Source organism: Marinomonas spartinae, from assembly GCF_016461715.1.
GTDB classification, from domain to species: domain Bacteria; phylum Pseudomonadota; class Gammaproteobacteria; order Pseudomonadales; family Marinomonadaceae; genus Marinomonas; species Marinomonas spartinae_A.
Genome location: NZ_JAEMUI010000006.1, coordinates 50077 through 71529 on the forward strand (window position 1 = coordinate 50077; position 21453 = coordinate 71529).

General features: G+C 43.0%; 21 protein-coding genes. 9 read left to right on the top strand and 12 right to left on the bottom strand.

The features are described 5' to 3' along the window. Positions 1 to 2: 2 nt before the first annotated feature. From JHD45_RS07815 to JHD45_RS07825, 3 genes are all read right to left on the bottom strand, one after another. Complete coding sequence (locus JHD45_RS07815; RefSeq protein ID WP_199475960.1) at positions 3 to 581, bottom strand: thymidine kinase; 579 nt, start codon at positions 579 to 581, stop codon at positions 3 to 5. A gap of 96 nt (positions 582 to 677) precedes the next feature. Next, the gene (ybfE, locus tag JHD45_RS07820) at positions 678 to 1040 is read right to left on the bottom strand and encodes a LexA regulated protein (protein ID WP_199475961.1); all 363 of its coding nucleotides are present in this window, start codon (positions 1038 to 1040) and stop codon (positions 678 to 680) included. 258 nt (positions 1041 to 1298) lie between these two features. Further along, positions 1299 to 3368, bottom strand: a complete 2070-nt coding sequence (locus tag JHD45_RS07825; RefSeq protein ID WP_199475962.1) for a carboxy terminal-processing peptidase — start codon at positions 3366 to 3368, stop codon at positions 1299 to 1301. A 124-nt stretch (positions 3369 to 3492) separates the two neighbouring features. On the opposite strand from JHD45_RS07825, the gene JHD45_RS07830 reads away from it, so the two are divergent. Beyond that, on the top strand, positions 3493 to 4791 hold the full coding sequence (locus JHD45_RS07830; RefSeq protein WP_199475963.1) for a M18 family aminopeptidase: 1299 nt from the start codon (positions 3493 to 3495) through the stop codon (positions 4789 to 4791). A 113-nt stretch (positions 4792 to 4904) separates the two neighbouring features. On the opposite strand, the gene JHD45_RS07835 is transcribed toward JHD45_RS07830, so the two are convergent. Both JHD45_RS07835 and JHD45_RS07840 read right to left on the bottom strand, forming a co-directional pair. Next, positions 4905 to 6245: a TolC family outer membrane protein gene (locus tag JHD45_RS07835; protein WP_199475964.1), complete on the bottom strand. Its 1341-nt coding sequence runs from the start codon at positions 6243 to 6245 to the stop codon at positions 4905 to 4907. Positions 6246 to 6440: 195 nt separating this feature from the next. Further along, on the bottom strand, positions 6441 to 7694 hold the full coding sequence (locus JHD45_RS07840; RefSeq protein WP_199475965.1) for a hypothetical protein: 1254 nt from the start codon (positions 7692 to 7694) through the stop codon (positions 6441 to 6443). Between the two features lie 130 nt (positions 7695 to 7824). On the opposite strand from JHD45_RS07840, the gene JHD45_RS07845 reads away from it, so the two are divergent. Together JHD45_RS07845 and gltX are read left to right on the top strand one after the other, a co-directional pair. After that, positions 7825 to 8604, top strand: a complete 780-nt coding sequence (locus JHD45_RS07845) for a 5'-3' exonuclease H3TH domain-containing protein (protein ID WP_199475966.1) — start codon at positions 7825 to 7827, stop codon at positions 8602 to 8604. Between the two features lie 184 nt (positions 8605 to 8788). Then, positions 8789 to 10270, top strand: a complete 1482-nt coding sequence (gltX, locus tag JHD45_RS07850) for a glutamate--tRNA ligase (protein WP_199475967.1) — start codon at positions 8789 to 8791, stop codon at positions 10268 to 10270. A gap of 130 nt (positions 10271 to 10400) precedes the next feature. Here gltX and JHD45_RS07855 read toward each other — a convergent pair whose 3' ends face one another. Continuing rightward, a complete protein-coding gene (locus JHD45_RS07855) occupies positions 10401 to 12296 on the bottom strand; it encodes a methyl-accepting chemotaxis protein (protein ID WP_199475968.1) in 1896 nt (631 codons plus the stop codon). A 262-nt stretch (positions 12297 to 12558) separates the two neighbouring features. Then, entirely contained in the window at positions 12559 to 12873 is a 315-nt protein-coding gene (locus JHD45_RS07860; protein WP_199475969.1) for a DUF3301 domain-containing protein, read from the bottom strand. Between the two features lie 13 nt (positions 12874 to 12886). Here JHD45_RS07860 and JHD45_RS07865 point away from each other — a divergent pair, with 13 nt between their 5' ends. Next, positions 12887 to 13054 (top strand): hypothetical protein, encoded by a 168-nt coding sequence (locus tag JHD45_RS07865; RefSeq protein ID WP_199475970.1) that lies wholly within the window; start codon positions 12887 to 12889, stop codon positions 13052 to 13054. A gap of 55 nt (positions 13055 to 13109) precedes the next feature. Here the strand turns inward: JHD45_RS07865 and JHD45_RS07870 are convergent, their stop codons facing one another. Beyond that, on the bottom strand, positions 13110 to 13646 hold the full coding sequence (locus JHD45_RS07870; protein ID WP_199475971.1) for a flavodoxin: 537 nt from the start codon (positions 13644 to 13646) through the stop codon (positions 13110 to 13112). Positions 13647 to 13667: 21 nt separating this feature from the next. Further along, complete coding sequence (locus tag JHD45_RS07875) at positions 13668 to 14555, bottom strand: AraC family transcriptional regulator (RefSeq protein ID WP_199475972.1); 888 nt, start codon at positions 14553 to 14555, stop codon at positions 13668 to 13670. Between the two features lie 244 nt (positions 14556 to 14799). Here JHD45_RS07875 and JHD45_RS07880 point away from each other — a divergent pair, with 244 nt between their 5' ends. Continuing rightward, positions 14800 to 15432 (top strand): OmpA family protein, encoded by a 633-nt coding sequence (locus JHD45_RS07880; protein WP_199475973.1) that lies wholly within the window; start codon positions 14800 to 14802, stop codon positions 15430 to 15432. An 86-nt stretch (positions 15433 to 15518) separates the two neighbouring features. Here JHD45_RS07880 and JHD45_RS07885 read toward each other — a convergent pair whose 3' ends face one another. The 3 genes from JHD45_RS07885 to JHD45_RS07895 form a co-directional block, all read right to left on the bottom strand. Continuing rightward, entirely contained in the window at positions 15519 to 16469 is a 951-nt protein-coding gene (locus JHD45_RS07885; RefSeq protein ID WP_199475974.1) for an AEC family transporter, read from the bottom strand. A gap of 63 nt (positions 16470 to 16532) precedes the next feature. After that, complete coding sequence (locus JHD45_RS07890) at positions 16533 to 17210, bottom strand: response regulator (RefSeq protein ID WP_067016176.1); 678 nt, start codon at positions 17208 to 17210, stop codon at positions 16533 to 16535. A gap of 21 nt (positions 17211 to 17231) precedes the next feature. Then, the gene (locus JHD45_RS07895) at positions 17232 to 18638 is read right to left on the bottom strand and encodes an ATP-binding protein (RefSeq protein WP_199475975.1); all 1407 of its coding nucleotides are present in this window, start codon (positions 18636 to 18638) and stop codon (positions 17232 to 17234) included. Positions 18639 to 18939: 301 nt separating this feature from the next. On the opposite strand from JHD45_RS07895, the gene JHD45_RS07900 reads away from it, so the two are divergent. From JHD45_RS07900 to JHD45_RS07915, 4 genes are all read left to right on the top strand, one after another. Continuing rightward, positions 18940 to 20112: a PLP-dependent aminotransferase family protein gene (locus JHD45_RS07900; protein WP_199475976.1), complete on the top strand. Its 1173-nt coding sequence runs from the start codon at positions 18940 to 18942 to the stop codon at positions 20110 to 20112. Positions 20113 to 20259: 147 nt separating this feature from the next. Continuing rightward, on the top strand, positions 20260 to 20976 hold the full coding sequence (locus tag JHD45_RS07905; protein WP_067016183.1) for a YebC/PmpR family DNA-binding transcriptional regulator: 717 nt from the start codon (positions 20260 to 20262) through the stop codon (positions 20974 to 20976). 95 nt (positions 20977 to 21071) lie between these two features. Next, the gene (locus tag JHD45_RS07910; RefSeq protein ID WP_199475977.1) at positions 21072 to 21230 is read left to right on the top strand and encodes an oxidoreductase-like domain-containing protein; all 159 of its coding nucleotides are present in this window, start codon (positions 21072 to 21074) and stop codon (positions 21228 to 21230) included. 8 nt (positions 21231 to 21238) lie between these two features. After that, complete coding sequence (locus JHD45_RS07915) at positions 21239 to 21433, top strand: DUF1289 domain-containing protein (protein ID WP_199475978.1); 195 nt, start codon at positions 21239 to 21241, stop codon at positions 21431 to 21433. The last annotated feature ends 20 nt before the right edge of the window (positions 21434 to 21453 follow it).

Sequence of the window (21453 nt, forward strand, 5' to 3'; positions counted from 1 at the left end):
AATTAGTCTCTCACGGCTTCTTTGAAATGTTTACGGCACACAGAAAGATAGCGATCATTACCGCCAATTTCTACTTGGGCACCTTCTTTTACTGGGATGCCTTGTGCATCAAGACGAATCACCATGGTGGCTTTACTGCCGCAATGGCAAACGGTTTTTAATTCAATCAATTTATCTGACCAAGCGAGGAGGGCTTGGCTACCTTCAAACAGCTCACCTTTGAAATCGGTACGAATACCAAATGCGAGCACCGGAATATTGAGCTCATCGACCACATCGCTAAGAGCCTGTACTTGTTGCTTACTGAGGAACTGAGCCTCGTCGATCAACACGCAACTCAATGGCCGCTCTTGGTGTGTGCGCTGAATCTGAGACCATAAATCAGACTCTTGATTGAACACAGCTGCGTCGGCTTGAATGCCGATACGTGACGCAATTTGACCTTGTTCATAGCGGTCATCGATAGCGGCGGTTAATAACATGACTTGCATTCCCCGCTCTTGGTAATTGTGCGCAGATTGCAAGAGAATGGTTGATTTTCCTGCGTTCATTGCAGAATAGTAAAAATACAGCTTGGCCATGGATCGTCAGTTGTTTTCGTTGTGTTTAGTGGGCGATGGAGTATAGCAAACAGTGAGGCGGAATCCGCTGCTATGCACAAAAAAGTAACGTAAAAGTTATTCAGCGGTTTGCTGTATGACTTGTTCGTTGCGTGTCGCTGTTTTATTGGTTTTACTTTTTGTTTCGCTGTTCCTTTTAGCTTTACTGAGTTTGGCTTTAGAAAAAGACAAAGCAATCTGCATCGTAAGCCATTCTGCGCGCTTTACATCATTTAATTCACACAATTGATCCAGCTTGTCGATGGTGTCTTGATCAATGACCAGCTCCAAACGTTTGAACCCCAGTGCTTTCTCTTTTTCTCTTTGAACGCGCTTATTTAGTTTTAATTGATCTTTTCGGTTTAGAGGTTGCTTTCTTGGGCGTCCTCGCGAAGATCCAAACAAGTCAATGGTATTACGATCAGATGACGCTTTTGCCATGGTTCTACTTCATTCTTGGGTCGTTACAGTGTGTGGTTGTTTCGCGGTTGATGCAAAGACGAAAACACCGGACGTTAAACATTGGGTCGCTATTATCTTTTAATTTGTCATTTAAGGCAAAAGTCGTCGCCAAGACAATCGAGTGGGAGGCTCATAAAGAAAACCAACATATCAATAATAAAAAGGCAGTCTGGATAACCAGACTGCCTTTGTCGAGCCCTTTGTTGCTAAGTTTAAGCGTTAACTTCGCGAGTAATGTTAGTTGCTGCTCGCTTGTTTTGCTTCGGCTTGCTTTTCTTGGGCTTCTTTGGCCGCTTGTTGATTGATGGCGATAAAGTCTAGCAAGATATTAGACGCTTCTTGTGCATAAGGGTCACTTTTATCTTTTTTAGGATCGATATCATCAAGGGATTTCACTGGTTTTAGGCCTAAGGCTTTACGACGTGTGTTTTCGATGTCTAGATCCTGTTTTTTGATGGCCGCTTCTTCAGCCTCACGCGTTTTCTCGTTCAAGGAAATCACTTTGTAGCGTTTTTCCTGTTCTTTATACGCTTTGATCTGATCCTCAAGAGCAATAAAGTCTGGATCATGCTTGATTCGCTCTTCATGACGTTTTTCTAGAAGCGGGTCGTAGGCCGCCATATCCCAGTAAGTTGGGTAGCGAGTGGCGTGAATTTTATCCCAAGGTAGTGGGTTTTTCAGCGCGCTTTCACCAATTTTTTTGGTGTCAATCAACGAAGGGAAGGCGATGTCAGGAATCACTCCACGGTGTTGCGTACTCTCGCCAGACACACGGTAGAATTTAGCCTGTGTTACTTTTAGTTGGCCTTTGTCCATGTCTTGTAGAACTTGGACGGTGCCTTTACCAAAAGTACGACTACCAATGATGAGGGCGCGGCCATAATCTTTTAGTGCACCTGCTACAATTTCAGACGCCGATGCACTCATGCGGTTTGTTAAAACGGCCATTGGGCCACCGTAAGCAATTTTACCGTCGTTATCCCCCAGCGCGGTGATGTGACCGTTTTTGTCACGAATCTGAACGATCGGACCGGCTGGAATGAATAGCCCTGCAATACCAACGGCTTCTTGCAGAGAACCACCGCCATTGTTACGTAGATCCAAAATCAATCCGACAATGCCTTCTTTCTTTAATTCCTCAATAAGCTTCTTCGTATCGCGAGTTGAGCTCTTATAGTTTTTGTCGCCCGCTTGGATGGCGGCAAAATCTGAATAGAAGGTAGGGAGGTGGATAATGCCTATTTTATAGGTTTTACCATCGCGTTTGACATCAATAATGTCTTTTTTGGCAGACTGATCTTCCAGTTTGACTTTCTCACGGACAATGGTGACGATTTTGCTGGTTTGGCTGCCTTTGCTTGGAATGATTTCCAATCTTACTTTAGTGCCTTTAGGGCCTCGGATCATGTCTACCACATCGTCAAGGCGCATACCAACCACGTCAACCATGGGTTTACCTTCTTGGCCAACGGCAATGATCTTATCGTTCGGCGCCAGTTTGGTTTGTTTGGCCGCTGGGCCACCAGGAATCAGACGAACAATCTTGGTGTAGTCATCATCGCCTTGAAGAACCGCACCAATACCATCTAAGGACAGGCTCATATTGATGTTGAATGTCTCAGAAGCGCGTGGTGCAAAGTAGCTTGTGTGTGGGTCGAGAGTGGCGGTAATCGCGTTAGCGAAAATTTGAAAGACGTCTGTTGAGTCAGTCTGCTCAAGGTGATGAATCTGGTTTTTATAACGGCGCGTTAAGGTCTTGATGATTTTGTCGTTATTGTCACCATTCATTTTTAATGTTAGAGCACTGTTTTTGATACGTTTATACCAATAGGCGTCTAATGCTTTTTCGGTTTTGGCCCATTTGCGTGTATCTGGGTCGTTCGAGAGCGTATCGTTTTTGGTATAGTTGAAGTGTTTGACCATGTCTGGGATGTGTTTTTCCAGATAGTTCAGGCGGTTCTCAACACGTTTTTGATATAGGTTGTAAATTGTGTAAGCGACTTGAGTATTGCCTTCGCGTAGGGCGTCATCAAAGCTGTCCTTATAGCGAGATAGCGCCTTGACGTCGCTTTCTAGGAAAAAGCTTTTTGTTGGATCTAAATCATCAATATAATACTTGAATGCCATTTCCGAGATTCGATTGTCGATTATCGGTTTGCTATAGTGTTCGGTTTCAAGTTTGTTAAACAGTTGCTTTGCTACTTCATTGTATACTGGTAGAGGCTTCAGTTCTGTATAAGCAGAAGCTTGCACTGACACAAAGAGAAAAGCAGTTAATAGGCAAGACAAAAGGCGTTTATAATTCATCCGGAGTGGGTTCTCTTAGTCTGTTTTACGTCATTGATTAAAATCATATTAGACACGGAGCAGTAAGGCTAGCCTATCCGCTAATAAAGTCACTTTTTTTAAGGTATTGTCCTTTAGAGAAATTATGCAACATTCTAGTTTTAATCAGTCACTGTTATCTTTCCTTCAGTCCTCTCCTACTCCTTTTCATGCCACCGATAGTATGAGACAAGGGTTACTTGAGAACGGTTTTATTGAACTGTTTGAGCAAGATGACTGGTCTATCGATGTGGGTGGAAAATACTTTGTTACTCGTAACGAGTCTTCTTTGATTGCGTTTACTGTACCTCATCAAGATGTTAACCGAACTGGTTGGCGTATGATAGGGGCTCATACAGACAGTCCATGTTTGAAGTTGAAACCCAATGCTCATGTTAAGCGTCATGGTTATCATCAGTTAGGTGTGGAAGTATATGGTGGCGCCTTGCTGCATACTTGGTTGGATAGAGATTTATCGCTTGCTGGTCGCGTTACTTTTAAAACCAACAAGGGCGATATTGTAAGTCGTCTTATTGATTTTAAAGAACCAATTGCTGTAGTGCCGAATTTGGCCATTCATCTTAATCGCCAAGCTAATGAAGGGTTTAAGGTGAATCCTCAAGAAGAGCTTTTGCCGATTTTATGTGGTGTTGATCAAGAGTTGGATTTTCACATTTTGTTGGCCCAGCAGATTGAACATCAGTACCCTAAGTCTGATGTCGCGTCGATTTTAGACTTTGAATTGAGTTTATACGATACACAGCCGCCTGCTTTGGTAGGATTGCATAAAGAGTTCATCTGTTCCGCACGCTTGGACAATTTATTGAGCTGTTTTGTCGGTATGAAAGCTTTGTTGGATTCTCAAGAGGTTTGCCCTAGCTTGTTGGTTTGTACTGATCATGAGGAAGTGGGAAGCATGTCGGCCTGTGGGGCAAATGGCCCCTTCTTAGAAGATGTGTTGCGCCGTTTGTCGCCAGACCCTGAGCATTTTGTGCAGTCTATTCAGCGCTCTATGATGATTTCGGCAGACAATGCTCATGCATTGCACCCTAATTATGCTAGCAAGCACGATGGCAACCATGCCCCAAGCATTAATCACGGTGCTGTGATCAAGGTCAATACCAATCAGCGTTATGCGACGAACAGTGAGACCGCTAGTATTTATCGAGATATTGCCGCAGAAGAGGGGGTTGAAGTACAAAGCTTTGTTGTTCGTAGTGACATGGCCTGCGGTAGTACCATTGGACCTATTACGTCGGGAGAAATCGGTGTACCAACCTTAGATATCGGGTTACCAACGTTCGGTATGCATTCGATTCGTGAGTTGGCAGGCAGCCATGATGCCTATGGCTTATATAAAGTATTGGCTCGCTTTACGGGACGTAAAGAATTAATGGCCAAATAAGCGATTTGATCCACTGAGTCATAGTGTATAAAAAAACGCCGCAGAAATGATTTTGCGGCGTTTTTTGGTTTACTTAGTAAAGCGAGGCTTTATATATTATTGCTTGCTGATGGCTATTTTAGAGTAGAGGGGTCTTCCACTAACCATTTATCAAGCGAAACGATTTTGTTTTCGTTCAGATCGCCCACGGCTTCATCTAGCGTCAATTTTTGGATCACGAAGTTGTAACGGTATTTTTGGTAATCACTGATCGCTGTGTATAAGTTAGATTGTGCTTGTAGTAGCTCAACAAGGTTACGAGTCCCTACTTCATAGCCCGCTCTGCTGGCTTGTAGTGCACTGCGACGAGACTTAATAAGCTCTTTTTGTGCTTTAACTTGAGCCACTGACGTTTGCAGTTTTAAGAAGGTATTGCGGATATTCAGTTCAATACTTTGTAATTGGCTAGCTCGATTCTCAATTGCCGCATTAGCTTGCTCTGACGCTTGGCGTACAGAGGCGTTGATGGCGCCACCTGAGTAAAGAGGGATGCTAACTTGCAAGCCAACAGAAGACGTATTAGTGGCACCATTCGGTGATTGAACGCTTTCAGGGTCGTTATTGGCATCGCTACGCGAAATAGAACCTACAAGACTAACTACTGGCGTACGGCCACTGGCTTTTTTCAGGTCAATATTGTTTTGCGCTTTCTCAACCGCAATATCTAAAATGTGCAGTTCCTTGTTATTTTTGATCGCTTTTTGGATCAGTTCGTCAACCGTGACGTTTGGATCCATCTTGATTGGATAGTCTTTAGACAGTTCAGGAATGTCGGTAATGACTTTGCCCGTACGTTGTAACAAGGCCTTTTGTGCATAAGCTACATCGGATCTGGCGGTGAGTTCCTGTACTTTTACCGCATCGTAGCTTGCTTTGGCGTCTTGTAAATCGGTAATGGATTTCAAGCCCACATCATATTGCTTCTGAGTTTGATCAAGCTGACTTTTGGTACTTTTTACTTGCGCTTCGGTGGTCTCAAGAGTGGCTTGAGCAATCAATAAATTAAAAAACTCCGTCATCGTTGTCAGTACCAAGTTTTCCTTGGTGTTGTCATAACTCACCCCTGCGCTTTGGTAACCAAGTTCAGTGTCTTTAACACCATAGTTAAGGGCAGGCGAGTAGATTGGATAGTTTAAATCTAATCCAACGCTGTTTGAGCGAGTGTCTACGGTACTGCCAGAGGGCGGGTTGGTTTTAGCATATCCAAGACTGCCAGTCGCTTTGATACTCGGATAGAGGTTCCCCCTAGTGACTGCAATTTGTTCTTTATCAGCTCGGTAGGTCGCTTCGGCAGCGCGAAGACCTGGGTCGTGACTAAGAGCAAGTTTATAGACGTCATACAGACCTTCTGCATGAGAAGCGGTGCTGCTCAAAGTGGCAACGGTAATCAGTGATGTAAGAATATGCTTTTTCATAGATTTTAGTAGGCTCGTAGTATGAAATACAGTTATATTACCCTAAGCAATCATAAGATGGCAGGGGGTGAAATAGTATATCTATTATTACCCATCACCATATCATGGAGTGATACCACAATTAATCGGTCAATATGCGATATTGTGTGGACTTTTTTAGGTGTATTAAGGTTTTGTTCGTTTCGCTTTAGATTTTCATTCGTTTATCTTAACAGTATAAAGAATCGTTTTGGATTCATTTGCAGCTAAGGTTCCGGTCAATTGAATACTATTTGCGCTGTGTTTTTTTATCTCTCCTACTGATGGTTTTGTTTCGTCCACACTGCTAATAACACCTTGTGTGTGTTGCATTAGTTGAAATAACTTGGGCTCATTGGAGTGGTTTTTAAGGGTGAGTTTCCACTCTTGTGTAGCTGGCAGTTTTTTTGATGAAGCGTGAATCAGTGTCAACTGGCCTGTCATGTCGAGGTTGCTATTGGTGGTGATATGAAGCGTTTGCTTGGCCCGCGCTAACGGAATGAAGACGGCATCGCTAGGGATCAAAAGACCGTTTCGTTGCCAATAGGTTTGGTAGGTTCCGGGTAAACTTGCATGCTTGAGCTTAAACGTCAAGTTGTTATGAAATTGCAGTTCTACTGTGTCTGCTATTACGGCGGTATAAACGGTTGCTTCGCTGACGCTTTTATCAATGTTGACCGTCTCTTTGCTAATTTGTGTCAGTAAATGCGTGTTAGCAGGTAATGTAAGTTCCTTAATCGGATAAGTCACTTCACTGTCTGAATAATTTACGTGTTTATCAGCACTGGCGTTCATCATTAAGGAGGTACTACGCTCTGCTTTAAATAAAGGTGCTTTTGACTGGGCATAATGCAATAGGCTGTTTTTAAGTGTGATCTTATTAGCCGAGCGGTTTTCAATGTTTGCCATATTAATAATGGAAATGTGATCTTTATTGATGATCAACACTCGCTTTGGTGACCAGCTCAGTTCATTAGACTGATAGCTTATTTTGCCTCGGTAACTGTCTTCCTTTGCGGCTGAGTTATGAGCATTTTGTAGAGGAATGAGGTAAAAATCGTTAATAGGCAGTTGGGCTTTGTGGCCCTCTATGTCCAGCGTAAATGTTAGGTTGCTGGCATTCATCCGAGTGAGCTTACCAGTGTAGGAGAGAGCGCGTTGTTTGCTATCTACCCTTACATGTTGACCAAGCGCTTTTGACCAATTAGGCAGGTCTGATTGAATGGGCTGAATAAGAGGCTGAAAGTTTTCGTTCAAAGGGAGTAATGTGCCCGGAATAGGGCTAAGGGATAAGCCCGATGAGGTTCGTGTATTTTCTGTCACTTGACTGTTGTTAAGGCCAATGACCGCTCTTAGAGGTTCCGAAATTGCGTTTGTTGTTCCCAGCGTCAGTAGTGAAGTGATAGCTAAAACAATGACTTGCTTCTTCATAAGTTCCTTCTTGCTTGCTTCTATTATGGTTCATGGGCTTATTAGAAAAGAGGTCGTGCTCAAATGCGGAGCGTGATAACCTTGCCCTCGTAAATAGTAATGGCTGTGTGGATAAGATAAAGGGTTTGGCGTGGAAAAGCGATTATTGATTGTCGATGGTTTAAACTTGATTCGACGCCTATACGCTGCACTTGAGTCTGAGCAAGATGTGGTTAGGCGTATAGAAAGAACACAAAGTATTAGTATTGATGCTTTAGTGAAGTTAATTCAGCAGTTTTCTCCCTCTCATATGGTGGTTGTGTTTGATTCCAGTGGAAAAACTTGGCGACATACGCTTTATCCAGAGTATAAGTTGGGGCGTGTGCCAATGGATGATGCTTTGTTGGATTCCCTCAATGGGTTTGCTAAGGTGTTTCGTTATAATGGCATCCATTGTCTTCGCTTGGTGGGTTGGGAGGCCGACGATGTCATTGCGACGCTGGCGTTTAAGTCTGCTAAGCAAGGGGTGAAATCTTATATTGTTTCGACGGATAAAGGTTTTACGCAGTTATTGGATAACGAGTCTATTTTGCAATACGATTATTTTGCCAAGCTGGGTTATGACAAAGTTTGGGTGCCTGGAAAATATGGTGTTGAAGCATGTATGTTAACGAATTATTGGGCGTTGGTTGGAGACACGACTAATCGAGTGCCGGGTGTGAAAGGAATTGGCCCGAAAACGGCTCTTTCGGTTATGGAAAAGCATGGGACCATTGAAGAAATATACAACCACTTAGAGGATTATTCAGCGCGTATTCAAAGCCTCTTGTCTGGAGGGTATGAACAATGCCTGTTATCGCGTCAGCTCGTCACCTTAAGAGTGGATGTTAATGTCGGCGTAAGGCTTTCTCAGTTAACCTATTTTCCGTGATGGCACCTCTCTTGCTCTAATCTGGTCGCTCTCCCTTTATATTTGCAGCAGATTATGCAGATAGGAGGGATGTTTTACCGTCATCAAACTTCTGATCATAAAAGATATTAAATCACCCTTACTCCTTAGACTTAAGGGGATTATAATGGTCGCATTTTTCACGAACCGGATAAAAGAGATCATTATGTCTGAGGTAAGAACACGCATTGCCCCCTCACCAACTGGCGACCCCCACGTAGGTACGGCTTATATCGCTTTGTTTAATATGGCCTTTGCCAAAAAAATGGGTGGTAAGTTTATTTTACGTATTGAGGATACAGATCAAGCTCGTAGTACACCGGAATCTGAGAAAATGATCTTAGATGCGTTACGTTGGTTAGGTCTTGATTGGTCGGAAGGACCTGATATCGGTGGCCCATACGGCCCTTATCGTCAGAGTGAACGTGGCGATATTTATGGTCAATATGCCCACGAGTTAGTGAAAAAGGGTCATGCCTTTTATGCGTTTGAAACGGCAGAAGAGCTGGAGCAAATGCGCGCTGAACAAAAAGAACAAGGTTTGATGCAAAAATACGATGGCCGTGCGCTATTGCTGAGTGAAGAAGAGGTTCAAGCAAAATTAGAGGCTGGTGTGCCTTATGTTGTACGCATGAAGATCCCAGAAGAGGGAACCTGTGTTGTGCAAGACATGTTGCGTGGTTCGATTGAAATCGATTGGGCACAAGTCGATATGCAAGTGCTTTTAAAAGCAGATGGTATGCCGACTTACCACTTAGCAAATGTAGTGGATGATCACTTGATGAAGATCACCCATGTTATTCGTGGGGAAGAATGGATTAACTCTGCGCCTAAACACATCCTGTTATATCAATACTTTGGCTGGGAAATGCCGACACTTTGTCACATGCCATTGTTGCGTAATCCTGATAAATCGAAATTATCTAAGCGCAAAAACCCAACCAGCATTTTGTATTATCAACGCATGGGATATATGGCAGAAGCGGTCATTAACTATCTTGGTCGTATGGGGTGGTCTATGCCGGATGAGCGCGAAAAGTTCTCTCTGGATGAGATGATTGAACACTTTGATATTCAGCGCGTTTCTTTGGGTGGCCCCGTTTTTGATGTTGAAAAATTGAGTTGGCTAAATGGCGTATGGATTCGTGAGGATCTTACGCCAGAAGCTTTTGCTCAAAAGTACGTTGAATGGGCATTAAATCCTGAGTATTTAATGAAGATCTTACCTTTGATAATCCCTCGTGTGGAAACCTTTTCTGATGTAGCGGATGTGGCTGGCTTCTTTTTGAAAGGTATGTTGCCCGTTACGAAAGAAGACTTTGCCTCCGTAAAAATGGAAGAAGAGACGCTACGTAAAGCCATGCAGTTTGCCTTGTGGAAGCTAGAAGCGTTAAAGACTTGGAATAAAGATGCCATTTTTAATGAACTGAAAGCACTTGCTCAAGCTATGGATATTAAGCCGAAGGAGTTTTTTGCGCCTATATTTGTGGCTATTTCAGGTACGACGGCTTCAGTTTCTGTGTTTGATTCTATGGATATTCTTGGCTCAGATATTTCTCGTGCTCGTATGCGTACGGCGGTCAATGTACTGGGTGGCCCCTCTAAAAAAGAAGCAAAACGCTGGGAAAAAGAATACGCCGCTTTGTGATTTAATCCTTGATGTTAGAAATATAGAGGTTAGATAGCAAAAAGCCGATCTGATGATCGGCTTTTATGTGTGCACTGTTTTTAGGTATGTACTGTTTTAGGCGTTTGACGGCTCTACAATTGAGGCATATTCAACCGCTTTTCTTCGTCGTGAAAACTCGAGTTTTGGTGTCTAAGTTAGCGACATGACCATGAATTTCCCGTGTGTTGCCTTCAATATTGACTATGTAGCTGTTGTCTCGTTGTAACTGCTGAGCAATACGATCCATTTCCTCACTCATATGCACGGCTGTTTTTGCGACTTCCTGAATGGATTGCGCCATATCAATAGAAGAATGGGAGCTGGTTTGAGCATTTCTTTCAATCTCTTGAATCGCCTCTTCGGCTTTTCCGCTCAATTCTTCAATGGCATGTAGGCTTTCTTGTCCACTTTCCATGGTGGCAATGGCCGATTGTGTGGAGCTTTGGATGGTGTTTACAATATCAGTAATGCTGGACGTTGCTTCAACTGTTTTTTCCGCTAAAGAACGCACTTCATCTGCTACCACCGAGAAGCCTCGACCCGCTTCGCCTGCCCGTGCTGCTTCAATGGCGGCGTTCAGTGCGAGTAGGTTGGTTTGGTTCGCCAGATCATTGATCATGCCAATGACATTGTCGATGTCTTTAGACAATTTTCCTAACGCGTTCAGCTGTGTACTCGTTTCGTTAACAATCGAAATAGTATTGGCCAAATTCGATATAGTTGACTTGATTGTATTGGCCCCTATCTTAGCGGAGTCGTAAGTATTTTTAGATTGGGCGCTGAGTTCCTCAGTCGTATTTGAAATGCTGTGGATTGTGGTGGAGATTTCTTCCGTTGCTGCAGCAAGGGAGTTGGTTTGTTCGCTGACAGAACGGTTACTGTCTGCAATGTTTTTAATGGAGTTATTGAGTTCGGTTACCATGCTGGCTACTTCTGCGGAAGTGTCAACCACCTCTCCAATGACGGAGCCAAGACCCTCTGTCATTTCATTCACTGAGCCACAAAGTGAATCAAACTCGTCATTGCGCTTTGTATTGATGGGTAATTGAGCGGTAAGATCCCCGCTTTTGACCTTGGCTAGATCTCGAATGATTTGCTTCAGGGTTTTATTCACGCTGCGCCCAATGCCAAGTAGCAGTAGCCCTGATGAAACGGCCACCCCAATACTGACAACGATCAACAGGACGACAGCTTGTTGTGAGCTGGCGTCGGCTTTATCACGGGCGTCAGAAACCGCATTTTGAAGGAATTTTGCCGCATTCAGTCTTGAGTCATTAAGCAATGTGCTGTTTTTCTCATAATCAGCTTGGAGTTTGATGAGTTTATTATTGGCTTGATCAAAGGTGTTAACGGAATTGATGTAAGCTTGGATTTGATCATTAAACCGCTCTTTTAGGCCAAAATTATTAACGCGGGTTTCGAATTTAGCAAATTTACTGAGGAAGTCGGCTTTGTTGGCGGCTGTTGGTTCAAAAATAAAGTTTTTCTCCGCTTCTCTCACGGGCAAAAACTCTTGTTTAATGAGGCTAAGAAACGAAACTTCATCCGTTAGTTTCTGACCGTTGTTTGAGATATCACCTTTGAGCCCAGAATTACCATTAAAACCGACCAGCTTCCTCTGTGCAATCAATGCAACTAACGCGGTGTTGTAATCGGTAAAAGTACTTTTTACTTTGCCCAGTAAGGATTTAGCAGTGGGGGAAGAAACGTGGCTTATATCAAATGAGAGTTCAGAGGAGGCCGATTTATATTCTTTTTCTACCCCTTCTAAGAAGCCTTTGTATGACTTATCGTTGAGATTATCTATCTGTTCATATTGCTGTAGTAGCGTAATAACAAGAGAGTCTAAGTTTTTGTCAATACTAGTAAGGACTTCGAAACGTTGAGAGGCATTATTTTGTGTATTAATGCCATACAATGCGACGGTTGTAACAGCAACAAAGCCAATGATTGTGGCGGATAACAAGCAGATGAGTTTGGAGCGGAAGCTGAGGTTTGCCAACATATGAGATACCTGCATACATTTTATTATTTGGAGAAACATTTTTTATGTCTGACATGAGGTGTCAATTTATTTCCATCGTAAGTTATTAATCCTTATCGAGAACAGCTCTGTTCTTCATTCTATGGTTAGTTTGTCTCGAAAAGCAAATTATTCGTAAGCATTTGTTAAAACCATAATAAAATATAGTCTTTATTGGGCAAATTTGTCACGATAAATCTTCTTTATGATGGGAAATTTGAAGGTAAAGAGTCGATTGGCTGGTCTAAATATCGTGGGGACTTAACCAAATGTCAGTTAGTGTGTTTCCTACAAAGGTAATGCTTCCAGGATATCTTGAGCGTCCAGTAGAGCTAAATTCAAATTGATAAGATCGCTGAATATTGGGTTGACCATGCTGCCATGTGACTTTCCAGCGGTTTCTTGAGACACTATCATCCAGTAATTGTAGGTTGTGTTTTGCACAATGCTGCTTGGCGAGGAGGATCGCTTGCTCGCGTACTGCGCCGTTGCGCCACCATCCCCAAACGAGGGTTATCACAAGTAAGAGAAAGGCAATATCGGGCAAGTTGAGATTCATGGGGACTCTATCAATGGTAGAAGGATTCCATCTTATCGAAGTTATCGACAAAAAGAAATTCGTAACCGCCCCCCAAGCAGGAGAGAAACAGAGGGGCGGTCACGGGCTTCACACCGAAGAGCTTGGCGATAAATATCCCACTTGTTATTGGCATCATTTGGTCACTCGGGGCAGCGAATGAGCAGTCGTCCAAATGTTGTTGAGTTGCCGATAACCCGTGGACCAGTCAGTGATATTTATTCCATTAATATCGCTCTTTCGGCGTAAAGTTGGATAACCCACTGTTCAATGCGTTGATCAGTGAGTTCAAATTGTTGGTCTTCATCAATGGCTAAACCGACGAAATGCTTTTTATCTTCTGTGCAGGCTTGAGATGCTTCAAATTCATAACCTTCTGTTGGCCACTGACCAATAAATGTCGCACCAGTGGGTTGTAACTTTTTATATAACCATCCCATTGCATCCAAAAAATAGTCAGCATAGCCAAATTGATCACCTAATCCATATAGGGCGATGGTTGTATTAGTAAGTGATAAGGTGCTCAGTGTGTCGCCTATCTCTTCCCAGTCGGATTGAATGCCTCCGAAGTCCCAAGTAGGGATGCCTAAAATGAGCATTGAATAGCGCTCAAAAGTACTTAAGTCAATGTCCTTAATGTTGTGGATGGCAACGTCTTCGTCTAAGTCTTCCCACTGTTTTGCGATTTTAATACCCACTTCTTCTGTGTTGTTAGTATCAGTGCCATAGATCAATGCAATGGATGCTGTGTTCATTGGTGTTTATTTTCCTATTGCTTAATGGATTTGCCCGTAATGCTGGCTGCTGATGCCAAAGTGTTGAATAAACATTGCTTCGAATTGACTCTCGGAAAAGCCACTACCGGCAACGATACTGGTTTTAGCATTAGGATTTTTGCGTAATTGTTCGGCTGCGTATTGTATGCGACGTTGTTCGCTATAACTTGAGATAGACTGGCCGACAAGGTAGTGAAAACCAAGTGTAAGTGCCTCCTCATTAAGACCGACCTGGTGAGCTAGAAGTTGAGGTTTCAGGCTTAAATTTTTGGGGACTTCCAGCAAATTTTGTGCATGGAAAATTTTGCTTTGGCAGTCATTGCATTGCGCAATGTGTTTAAGCATTTTTAATTGTTCTATAAAGGTAAAAATACAAGCGTAGACATGCCCTGTGAGGCTAAGATTCTGTCCTGTGTGAGCTAAAATAGTTTGCCATAAAGTCTTGATCGTGTCGGTAACTGGTAGGTTTAAGGTGTTTTCTTGCGCTTCTAGGGTATGGAAAAGACAACTAAAGTATAGAAGGGTTTGATCTTCCGTTTCTCCTAAAGCATGGGCTAATTGTTCGGGCAGAATATGTATCTGAATAAGTGATTTCTTATCGCCTTGTGTTAGGTAAAAATCGCCCGACCAGTTTTTAGGTAAATAGCTTACGCTAATAGAATGAATGTCGTTGGTGGTTTTAATCGGATCATCGCTGATAATGGTGAAATAGAGCCCACGTTCTGCTTGTTCGGACAGAATACAATCTTGCTGACAAGTAATGTGCTGTTCAATTAACTCCAGATTAGGCATTAGGGCAATATGGCGTTTGTAGCCTGAGATCACGGAAGCGTAACGTTCTTGTATGTCGCCTTGGTGGTTGTAGGCATGATGAAGATCAATTTGCATTGCTTGCCCTTTTTTCGTTGTTGATAATGATTATCATTAAAGTATTATTTTTCCCTTAATGCAAGTAGTTATCATTAAAAATTATTTTGATTGTTCGTCGGATTGCTTTTTCGACTTGTTGACGATTTAGTGGTGATTTCCTTGTGGTATGATGTTTGTAAGCATGGTGGAAGCCTGGTTGTCGGGTTCTTGTTCTGCCGTCCGGCACTTTGACATTGGTATAAAATAAACTGGCGAGGAAAACATGAGAAAGACTTTAGTTATCGGTACAGTGGCGATGTCTATTGCATTAAGTGGTTGTGCGACAAATCCCAATAATACTCAGAAAGGTGCGGGAATTGGCGCAGCTATAGGGGCGCTCTTGGGGAAAGCGACAGGTGACAATGACAATAGTCGTCTCGTCTGGGGCGCCGCAGTTGGGGCGTTGGCTGGGGGGGCGATTGGTCGCTATATGGATAATCAAGAGCAAGAGTTTAAAAACGAGTTGGCGGGAACGGGTGTCCAAGTGGTTCGTGAGGGAAATAATCTGCGTTTGATTATGCCAGGGGACATTACATTTGCGACGAATAGTGCCGCTGTTAATCCTAGTATTAATCCAGTATTAAACGGTGTTGCGAAAATTCTGAACCATTACCCCAAAACCGTGTTGTTAATAGAAGGTTATACCGATAATACAGGGTCTGAACAGTATAACCTAGAGTTGTCCAAGCGACGGGCGCAGTCAGTGAAAAACTTGCTGATTATGGATGGTGTAAATGCTCAGCGTTTAACCGTCATTGGTATGGGAGAGTATCAACCCAAAGTGCCTAACACTACTGCGGCCAACCGCCAAGAAAATCGTCGAGTGGAGCTAAAAATTCAACCTATTACTCGCTAGTCTATTTGTTGTATTAGTAATATTTAAAAGGGTTTCATTGTGGGTATGAAACCCTTTTTTATGGTGTTTGCGTTGTATCATAACAGCTACATTAAATGCTGACTGCTTAGTATTGCGACACCAATACTCGTACTGAATACTGAGGCAATGGTTGTCAAGACAATCACGTTGGCCGCTAAGGCGGAATTACCACCCATTGCCCTGACCATGATATAGCCAGCCGATGCGGAAGGAGCGGAGGACATTAGAAAAAGAACGCCAAGTTGCATGCCGCGATAGCCAAAAAAATAGCCGCCTAATGTAATTAATAAAGGGACTAGGACCAGTTTTCCTATGGCGGAAAGGAGAGCGGTTGACATGTCTTTTTTTAATGCGCCGAAATTTAATGAGGCTCCCGCACATATTAAGGCCAATGGAAGGGTCATTTGTGCAAAATAGCTGCCGGCTTTATGAAGGGTAGACGGTATATGCACCCCGAAGTAAGACGAGAGTAAGGCGGCTACTATCGCGATGATAAGCGGGTTTTTTGCAATACTTTTTAGGGTATATGTGATGCTCTTTTGAGCGTCCATAGAGCGATTTAAGCAGATAACCGATAGAATATTAAATAAAATCGTTACGCTGCCAAGGTAAATGGAAGCAATTGAAAAAACACTCTCTCCATAAGCATTGACGCAGTAAGCCAAGCCAATGATCCCCATATTAGATCGGAAAGCGCCTTGGATAACCACCCCTCTATCGGCTTTTGTGGCAATGATTCGAGAAGCAAGGATTTCCAGTAAGACATAGACAACAATCACTGAGCCAACCGCATAAATAGCTAAAGAAAAATCGGTGTCTTTATTAATGTTTGTTCTGGATATGCTGATAAACAGGAGGGCAGGGAGGGTAATATTAAAGATGAGTTTTGAGGCGACGCTGATAAAGTTATCATTAATTAAGCGTATCCGATAAAGAGCAACGCCTAATACCAAAATTAAAAAAATGGGTATCGTGATAGATAGGGAAAAGCCTAATATCTCCCAGAAATTATTCAACGTGGTTCCTTAGGTATAGAAGACGAACTTTCTTGTTAGAAAGTTCGTCTTAGTGAGAGCAAATCAGTCGTTGTTTTCGAAACGATAACCAGCGCCATAAACAGAGTGAATGACGTTAAGTTCTGGGGCGACTGCAGAGATTTTTTTACGTAATTTTTTGATGTGACTATCGATTGTACGGTCACTAACAACGCGGCTGTCTGCATAAATGCTTTTCATAATCAAATCACGACCAAATACGCGTCCTGGTTCTTTAATTAAAAGCTGTAGTAATTGGAACTCTACCGTTGTTAGGTCGATCAACTCACCTTTGTAAGTGGCGCGAAGACGATCAACGTCTAAATCAAAGCCATCAGTACGAGGAGATTCGGTTTGATCTAATTCAACGCGTCGTAGATTGGCTTTAACGCGTGCCACAATTTCGCGAGGGCTGAATGGTTTGCAAACATAATCATCCGCACCCATTTCAAGGCCGATCAAGCGGTCAATTTCTTCGGCTTTCGCTGTGACCATAATAATAGGAACGCCGCTAAACTGACGAACTTGCTTGCAGATTTCAATACCGTCTAAGCCAGGTAGCATCAAATCAAGAAGGATCAGATCTACTTGGTTATTTTTTACGTAGTCAACGGCTTGGTCACCACGGTCAATATGGTGATTCTCATAGCCAGCTTGATCTAAGTAGGCCGCAACTAATTCTGCTAATTTTGGTTCGTCTTCAACAATCAGTATTTTGCTCATAGTATTTGTTATTCCATATTATTAATGTAAAGGAAACTCTATTCTTATGCCTAAGCCGCCATCAGGGGAATGATAGGCTTTTATCGTACCCTGATGGGCATTGACAATATTGGTGCAGATGGCCAGACCTAAGCCTCTGCCGCCAGTTGCTCGATTACGTGAATTTTCAACGCGATAAAACTGCTCAAAAATTCGTTGTTTTTCTTCTTCGTTCACACCCGGTGGTGTATCTTCAAATAGAACAATGGCTAAATTTTTCTCTTCTCGCAAGGTGATCTTAAGTCTTCCTGGCGTATTTGTGTATTTTAATGAGTTATTCATCAAATTAGCAAAGAGTTGATGAAGGCGGTTTTCATCACCATTAATTAATATCGGGTGCTTTGTGGTAACTTCAAGCTCTAAGTCTAATCCCGCTTCTTTATAAATCAAAGACATGGATTGAGTGGTTTGCTCAAGCGCGTCTGCCAAATCGACTTCTTCCATTTCATAGTTTAAGTTGCCCATGTCGTGCATGGATAATTGGTTTAAATCATCGATTAGGCGGGCAATATGGACAATTTCTTGTTGCAGCGATTCTAAGCTTTCCGGTGAGACTTTAATGATGCCATCTTGCATGGCTTCAATTTCACCACGCAAAATGGCAACGGGCGTGCGCAGTTCGTGGGCGGTATCCGCAACCCAACGCTTGCGAGACTCCCGAGTGTTCTCCAGTGTCGTTGCTAGATGGTTGAAGTCAGTACCTAAATCCGCTAGTTCATCGGTGCCTTGTATCTTAATTCGAGTGTCAAATTTTCCCGTCGCTAATTTTCTGGTGGCTTCTCTTATGGTGCAGATGGGACGGCTTAACCATTGGGCAAGAGGCCAAGTCAATAAGGCTGCGATGGCAAGAATAAACGCAGAAATCAACAAAAAGGCTTCCCCTTGTTGCTGAACAAAGCGCAGGGTTTGATCCTGCACAACGGCGCGCATGGATCTCAGGCCAACATACCCCACGATTTGTTTATTGACGATGACGGCATGGGTTTCCGCTTTATCAAATGGAACATGACCAATCAGATTTTTTTGGTTCTTATCAAATAGTAAAAAACGTTGGCGATAGTATTGAGATGGATAAATGAGGTCTAGGTTAGGCGTGCTTGGAGGTGGAATCAAATCCCGCAAATTTTCTAATCGAGTTTGATTCCATTTCTTTTCCATTCGGCTTTCTTGGACGAGAAAATACCAATCATTGTAGTAAGCATAGAGGTTGGCTGTGCGGTTGGCCATTTGCTCTAGAAAATCGCGATCACGTGCGGTCGCGTAGGATACAAAGCCCTTGTCAAAGCTCCACTGGAAGACCTGCCACATGGAGACAATGACCAAAATATTACTAAGGACGAAAACGACAAAGAGTTTGTGCCGGATTTTGATTTTTCTGGTGAAGGTCATAATAAAGTACGTTGAATCCTTTGGCTAAGGCAAAAGAACAGCTTTAATCGTCTTCGTATTGAGAACGTCTTTGCATGTCTGCTTTTATAAAAAAGAAAAAGTTATGGTCGATTATAAGGCCCGTATGGAAATTATAGCTACTTTTGAGCCGTGTAATAAATGAGGAATAATAATAAATCTTTGTTCTTAGCTGCGTTAAATCATGAATCTGTATTCCTGATTTAGCTAACATCTGTGTCTTTTTTCCTCTGAAGTTGTGGCGGATTATTTTAGCACTTCTTTTTATTTGCAGGATATTTCGATGACAATCTCCCACTTGCTTACGCCTCATACTCAAAAAATAGAAAAGTCTTTGGTGCGCGAGTTGCTGCACTATAGCCAACAACCAGACATTCTGTCGCTAGCTGGGGGATTGCCTGATGAAAAATACATGCCTGCTTACCCAAGTCTGGATGTGTTAGCGGATAGCCGTCAATATGGGCCGAGTGAAGGTGAGTTAAGCCTTCGTGAGCAAGTCGTCTCCATTGTTGCGGATCGAGGTTTATCGGCTGTGACGAATGATGTGTTGATTACCACAGGATCGCAACAAGGGTTGGATATTATTAGCCGCTTAATATTGGATGGTGATTCGACGATTTTGACTGAGCAGCCGACGTATTTAGCCGCTTGTCAGGTCTTTAGTTTACAGGGGGCGACGATTCAAGATGTTGCTTCCGATGCACAAGGGATGTCATTAGAGGCATTGCGTCAAGCGATTGATGCTTGTCATCCCAAAGCTCTGTATTTAATCCCTAATTTTCAAAACCCCGCTGGTCATTGCTATAGCCTGCAACGTAGACGAGACATAGCAGCCTTGTTGGATGAAAAGGGGATATTGTTAATAGAGGATGATCCTTACCGCGATTTGTGCTACGAACAGGTTGACTTAACACCAATTTGTTCGTTGTTGAAAACGGCGCCTTGGTTGTATTTAGGCAGCTTTTCTAAGGTGTTATGGCCAGGTGTGCGTACTGGGTATTCCGTATCGTGTCCCGCTTTTTCTCCGTATTTGGTTAAGGTAAAACAGGCGATTGATCTTCATACAAACCGCCTAGGGCAAGCGATGGTGTCTTATTTTTTGTCTTCTGGTGGGTTTCCTGCTCATTTGGCGACGTTGAAGGAGGTATATAAGCGTAAGAGAGACGTAATGGCACAGGCGTTGTCATCGGAGTTGGGCGATTTGGTGACATTTACTGTTCCTGCCGGTGGTATGTTTTTTTGGGTGCGTTTACCTGATGGTGTGTCATCGACGCTAGTATTGGCGGAGGCTTTGCGAGAAAACGTGCTGGTGCTGCCAGGCGTACCGTTTTTTCCTACTGAAAGCCCACTAAAGGATTCATTTTTACGATTAAGTTTTGCCCGTGTCTCATTGGATGACATTAATAAGGCGGTGGCGGTGCTTGCTGGTGTGATTAAGCGACTGCTAACAAAATAGAAGGGGACCTACTCTTTGCTGATTGCTATTCCATAACAGGTTAGGCTGACAGGCTTTTTATCGTCTTTATAATGGTGAAAGAGTTCCTTCTTTTTGGGGGACACGTTAGAATCTTACTTTTAAGAACGAATAGAATAGGAATATGTAATGGGCAGAGCCTTCCAGAACCGCAAAGAGTCCATGGCAAAAACGTCTGATCAAAAAGCCAAGGTTTACAGCAAATATGGCCGTGAGATTTATGTCTGTGCAAAATCCGGCGGTATTGATCCAAATGGCAACTTAGCACTGCGTTCTTTGATTGAGCGCGCGAAAAAAGATCAGGTGCCAACGCACGTTATCGATAAAGCAATTGATAAAGCGAAAGGCGGTGGCGGGGAAGATTTTGATACAGCTCGTTACGAAGGTTTTGGTCCTGGTAACACTATGGTGATCGTTGACTGTTTGTCTGATAATCCCAACCGTACTTTTGGGGATGTCCGCACTTGCTTTAACAAAGTGAAGTGTAAAATTGGCAGTCAAGGTAGTGTGAGTCATATGTTTGATCACAGTGCCATTTTTGTTTTTTCTGGTGACGATGAAGAAGCGGTGCTGGAAGCGCTGATGATGGCAGACGTCGATGTTACTGATATTGAGCTAGAAGACGGTAAAGTGACCGTATTTGCTCCTAACACGGACTACAATAAAGCAAAAACAGCACTGACAGAGGCGTTTGGTGATATTGAATTTGATGTGGATGAAATTCAGTTTGTTCCTCAGAACACAACACCGATTGAAGGTGAGGACGTTGAGCAATTTGAACGCTTCCTAGATCTGCTAAACGATTTGGATGATGTTCAGCGCGTTTACCATAACGCGGAATTGTAGTTGATAGAGAAAGGTCGTGAAAGCTCTGGCGAGATGGTCTTTTCGTCAGAGTTTTTCTTTTTTTGATGGTCTGAAAAGCAAGTAGAAGGTTGTTTATGTCTGAGCGTCCAACACCACCGGAAGACTGGGAATGTTGTGAAAGTGAATGTTCCCCTTGTGTCTGGGATACTTACTATGAAGAGCTTAGAGCTTGGAATGCGGAACAGAAAAAATTAAAAGAGAGCCAGAGTGCATCTGAAAATGATGAGGATTAGTCACTATCATGGGTAAGTTAAAGTCCCAGGTTAAATCCCCTTGCGTTAATATTTGCCTGTTAAACGAAGAGGATATTTGTGTTGGCTGTTACCGTAGTGGTCGAGAGATTAGTCTATGGGGTAGCATGAATAAAGCGTCTCAGTTGGCCGTTATGAAAAAAGTGCGAGAACGAGAAGCTAAGAGCAAATTAGTGTCTGGCTAATTTGCTTTTGGCGCTGATGC

What these genes read in the sequence shown, in the direction of transcription:
- JHD45_RS07815 (WP_199475960.1), bottom strand. Translation starts at nt 581, where the DNA reads ATGGCCAAGCTGTATTTTTACTATTCTGCAATGAACGCAGGAAAATCA.
- ybfE (WP_199475961.1), bottom strand. Translation starts at nt 1,040, where the DNA reads ATGGCAAAAGCGTCATCTGATCGTAATACCATTGACTTGTTTGGATCT.
- JHD45_RS07825 (WP_199475962.1), bottom strand. Translation starts at nt 3,368, where the DNA reads ATGAATTATAAACGCCTTTTGTCTTGCCTATTAACTGCTTTTCTCTTT.
- JHD45_RS07830 (WP_199475963.1), top strand. Translation starts at nt 3,493, where the DNA reads ATGCAACATTCTAGTTTTAATCAGTCACTGTTATCTTTCCTTCAGTCC.
- JHD45_RS07835 (WP_199475964.1), bottom strand. Translation starts at nt 6,245, where the DNA reads ATGAAAAAGCATATTCTTACATCACTGATTACCGTTGCCACTTTGAGC.
- JHD45_RS07840 (WP_199475965.1), bottom strand. Translation starts at nt 7,694, where the DNA reads ATGAAGAAGCAAGTCATTGTTTTAGCTATCACTTCACTACTGACGCTG.
- gltX (WP_199475967.1), top strand. Translation starts at nt 8,789, where the DNA reads ATGTCTGAGGTAAGAACACGCATTGCCCCCTCACCAACTGGCGACCCC.
- JHD45_RS07855 (WP_199475968.1), bottom strand. Translation starts at nt 12,296, where the DNA reads ATGTTGGCAAACCTCAGCTTCCGCTCCAAACTCATCTGCTTGTTATCC.
- JHD45_RS07860 (WP_199475969.1), bottom strand. Translation starts at nt 12,873, where the DNA reads ATGAATCTCAACTTGCCCGATATTGCCTTTCTCTTACTTGTGATAACC.
- JHD45_RS07865 (WP_199475970.1), top strand. Translation starts at nt 12,887, where the DNA reads ATGGTAGAAGGATTCCATCTTATCGAAGTTATCGACAAAAAGAAATTC.
- JHD45_RS07870 (WP_199475971.1), bottom strand. Translation starts at nt 13,646, where the DNA reads ATGAACACAGCATCCATTGCATTGATCTATGGCACTGATACTAACAAC.
- JHD45_RS07875 (WP_199475972.1), bottom strand. Translation starts at nt 14,555, where the DNA reads ATGCAAATTGATCTTCATCATGCCTACAACCACCAAGGCGACATACAA.
- JHD45_RS07880 (WP_199475973.1), top strand. Translation starts at nt 14,800, where the DNA reads ATGAGAAAGACTTTAGTTATCGGTACAGTGGCGATGTCTATTGCATTA.
- JHD45_RS07890 (WP_067016176.1), bottom strand. Translation starts at nt 17,210, where the DNA reads ATGAGCAAAATACTGATTGTTGAAGACGAACCAAAATTAGCAGAATTA.
- JHD45_RS07895 (WP_199475975.1), bottom strand. Translation starts at nt 18,638, where the DNA reads ATGACCTTCACCAGAAAAATCAAAATCCGGCACAAACTCTTTGTCGTT.
- JHD45_RS07900 (WP_199475976.1), top strand. Translation starts at nt 18,940, where the DNA reads ATGACAATCTCCCACTTGCTTACGCCTCATACTCAAAAAATAGAAAAG.
- JHD45_RS07905 (WP_067016183.1), top strand. Translation starts at nt 20,260, where the DNA reads ATGGGCAGAGCCTTCCAGAACCGCAAAGAGTCCATGGCAAAAACGTCT.
- JHD45_RS07910 (WP_199475977.1), top strand. Translation starts at nt 21,072, where the DNA reads ATGTCTGAGCGTCCAACACCACCGGAAGACTGGGAATGTTGTGAAAGT.
- JHD45_RS07915 (WP_199475978.1), top strand. Translation starts at nt 21,239, where the DNA reads ATGGGTAAGTTAAAGTCCCAGGTTAAATCCCCTTGCGTTAATATTTGC.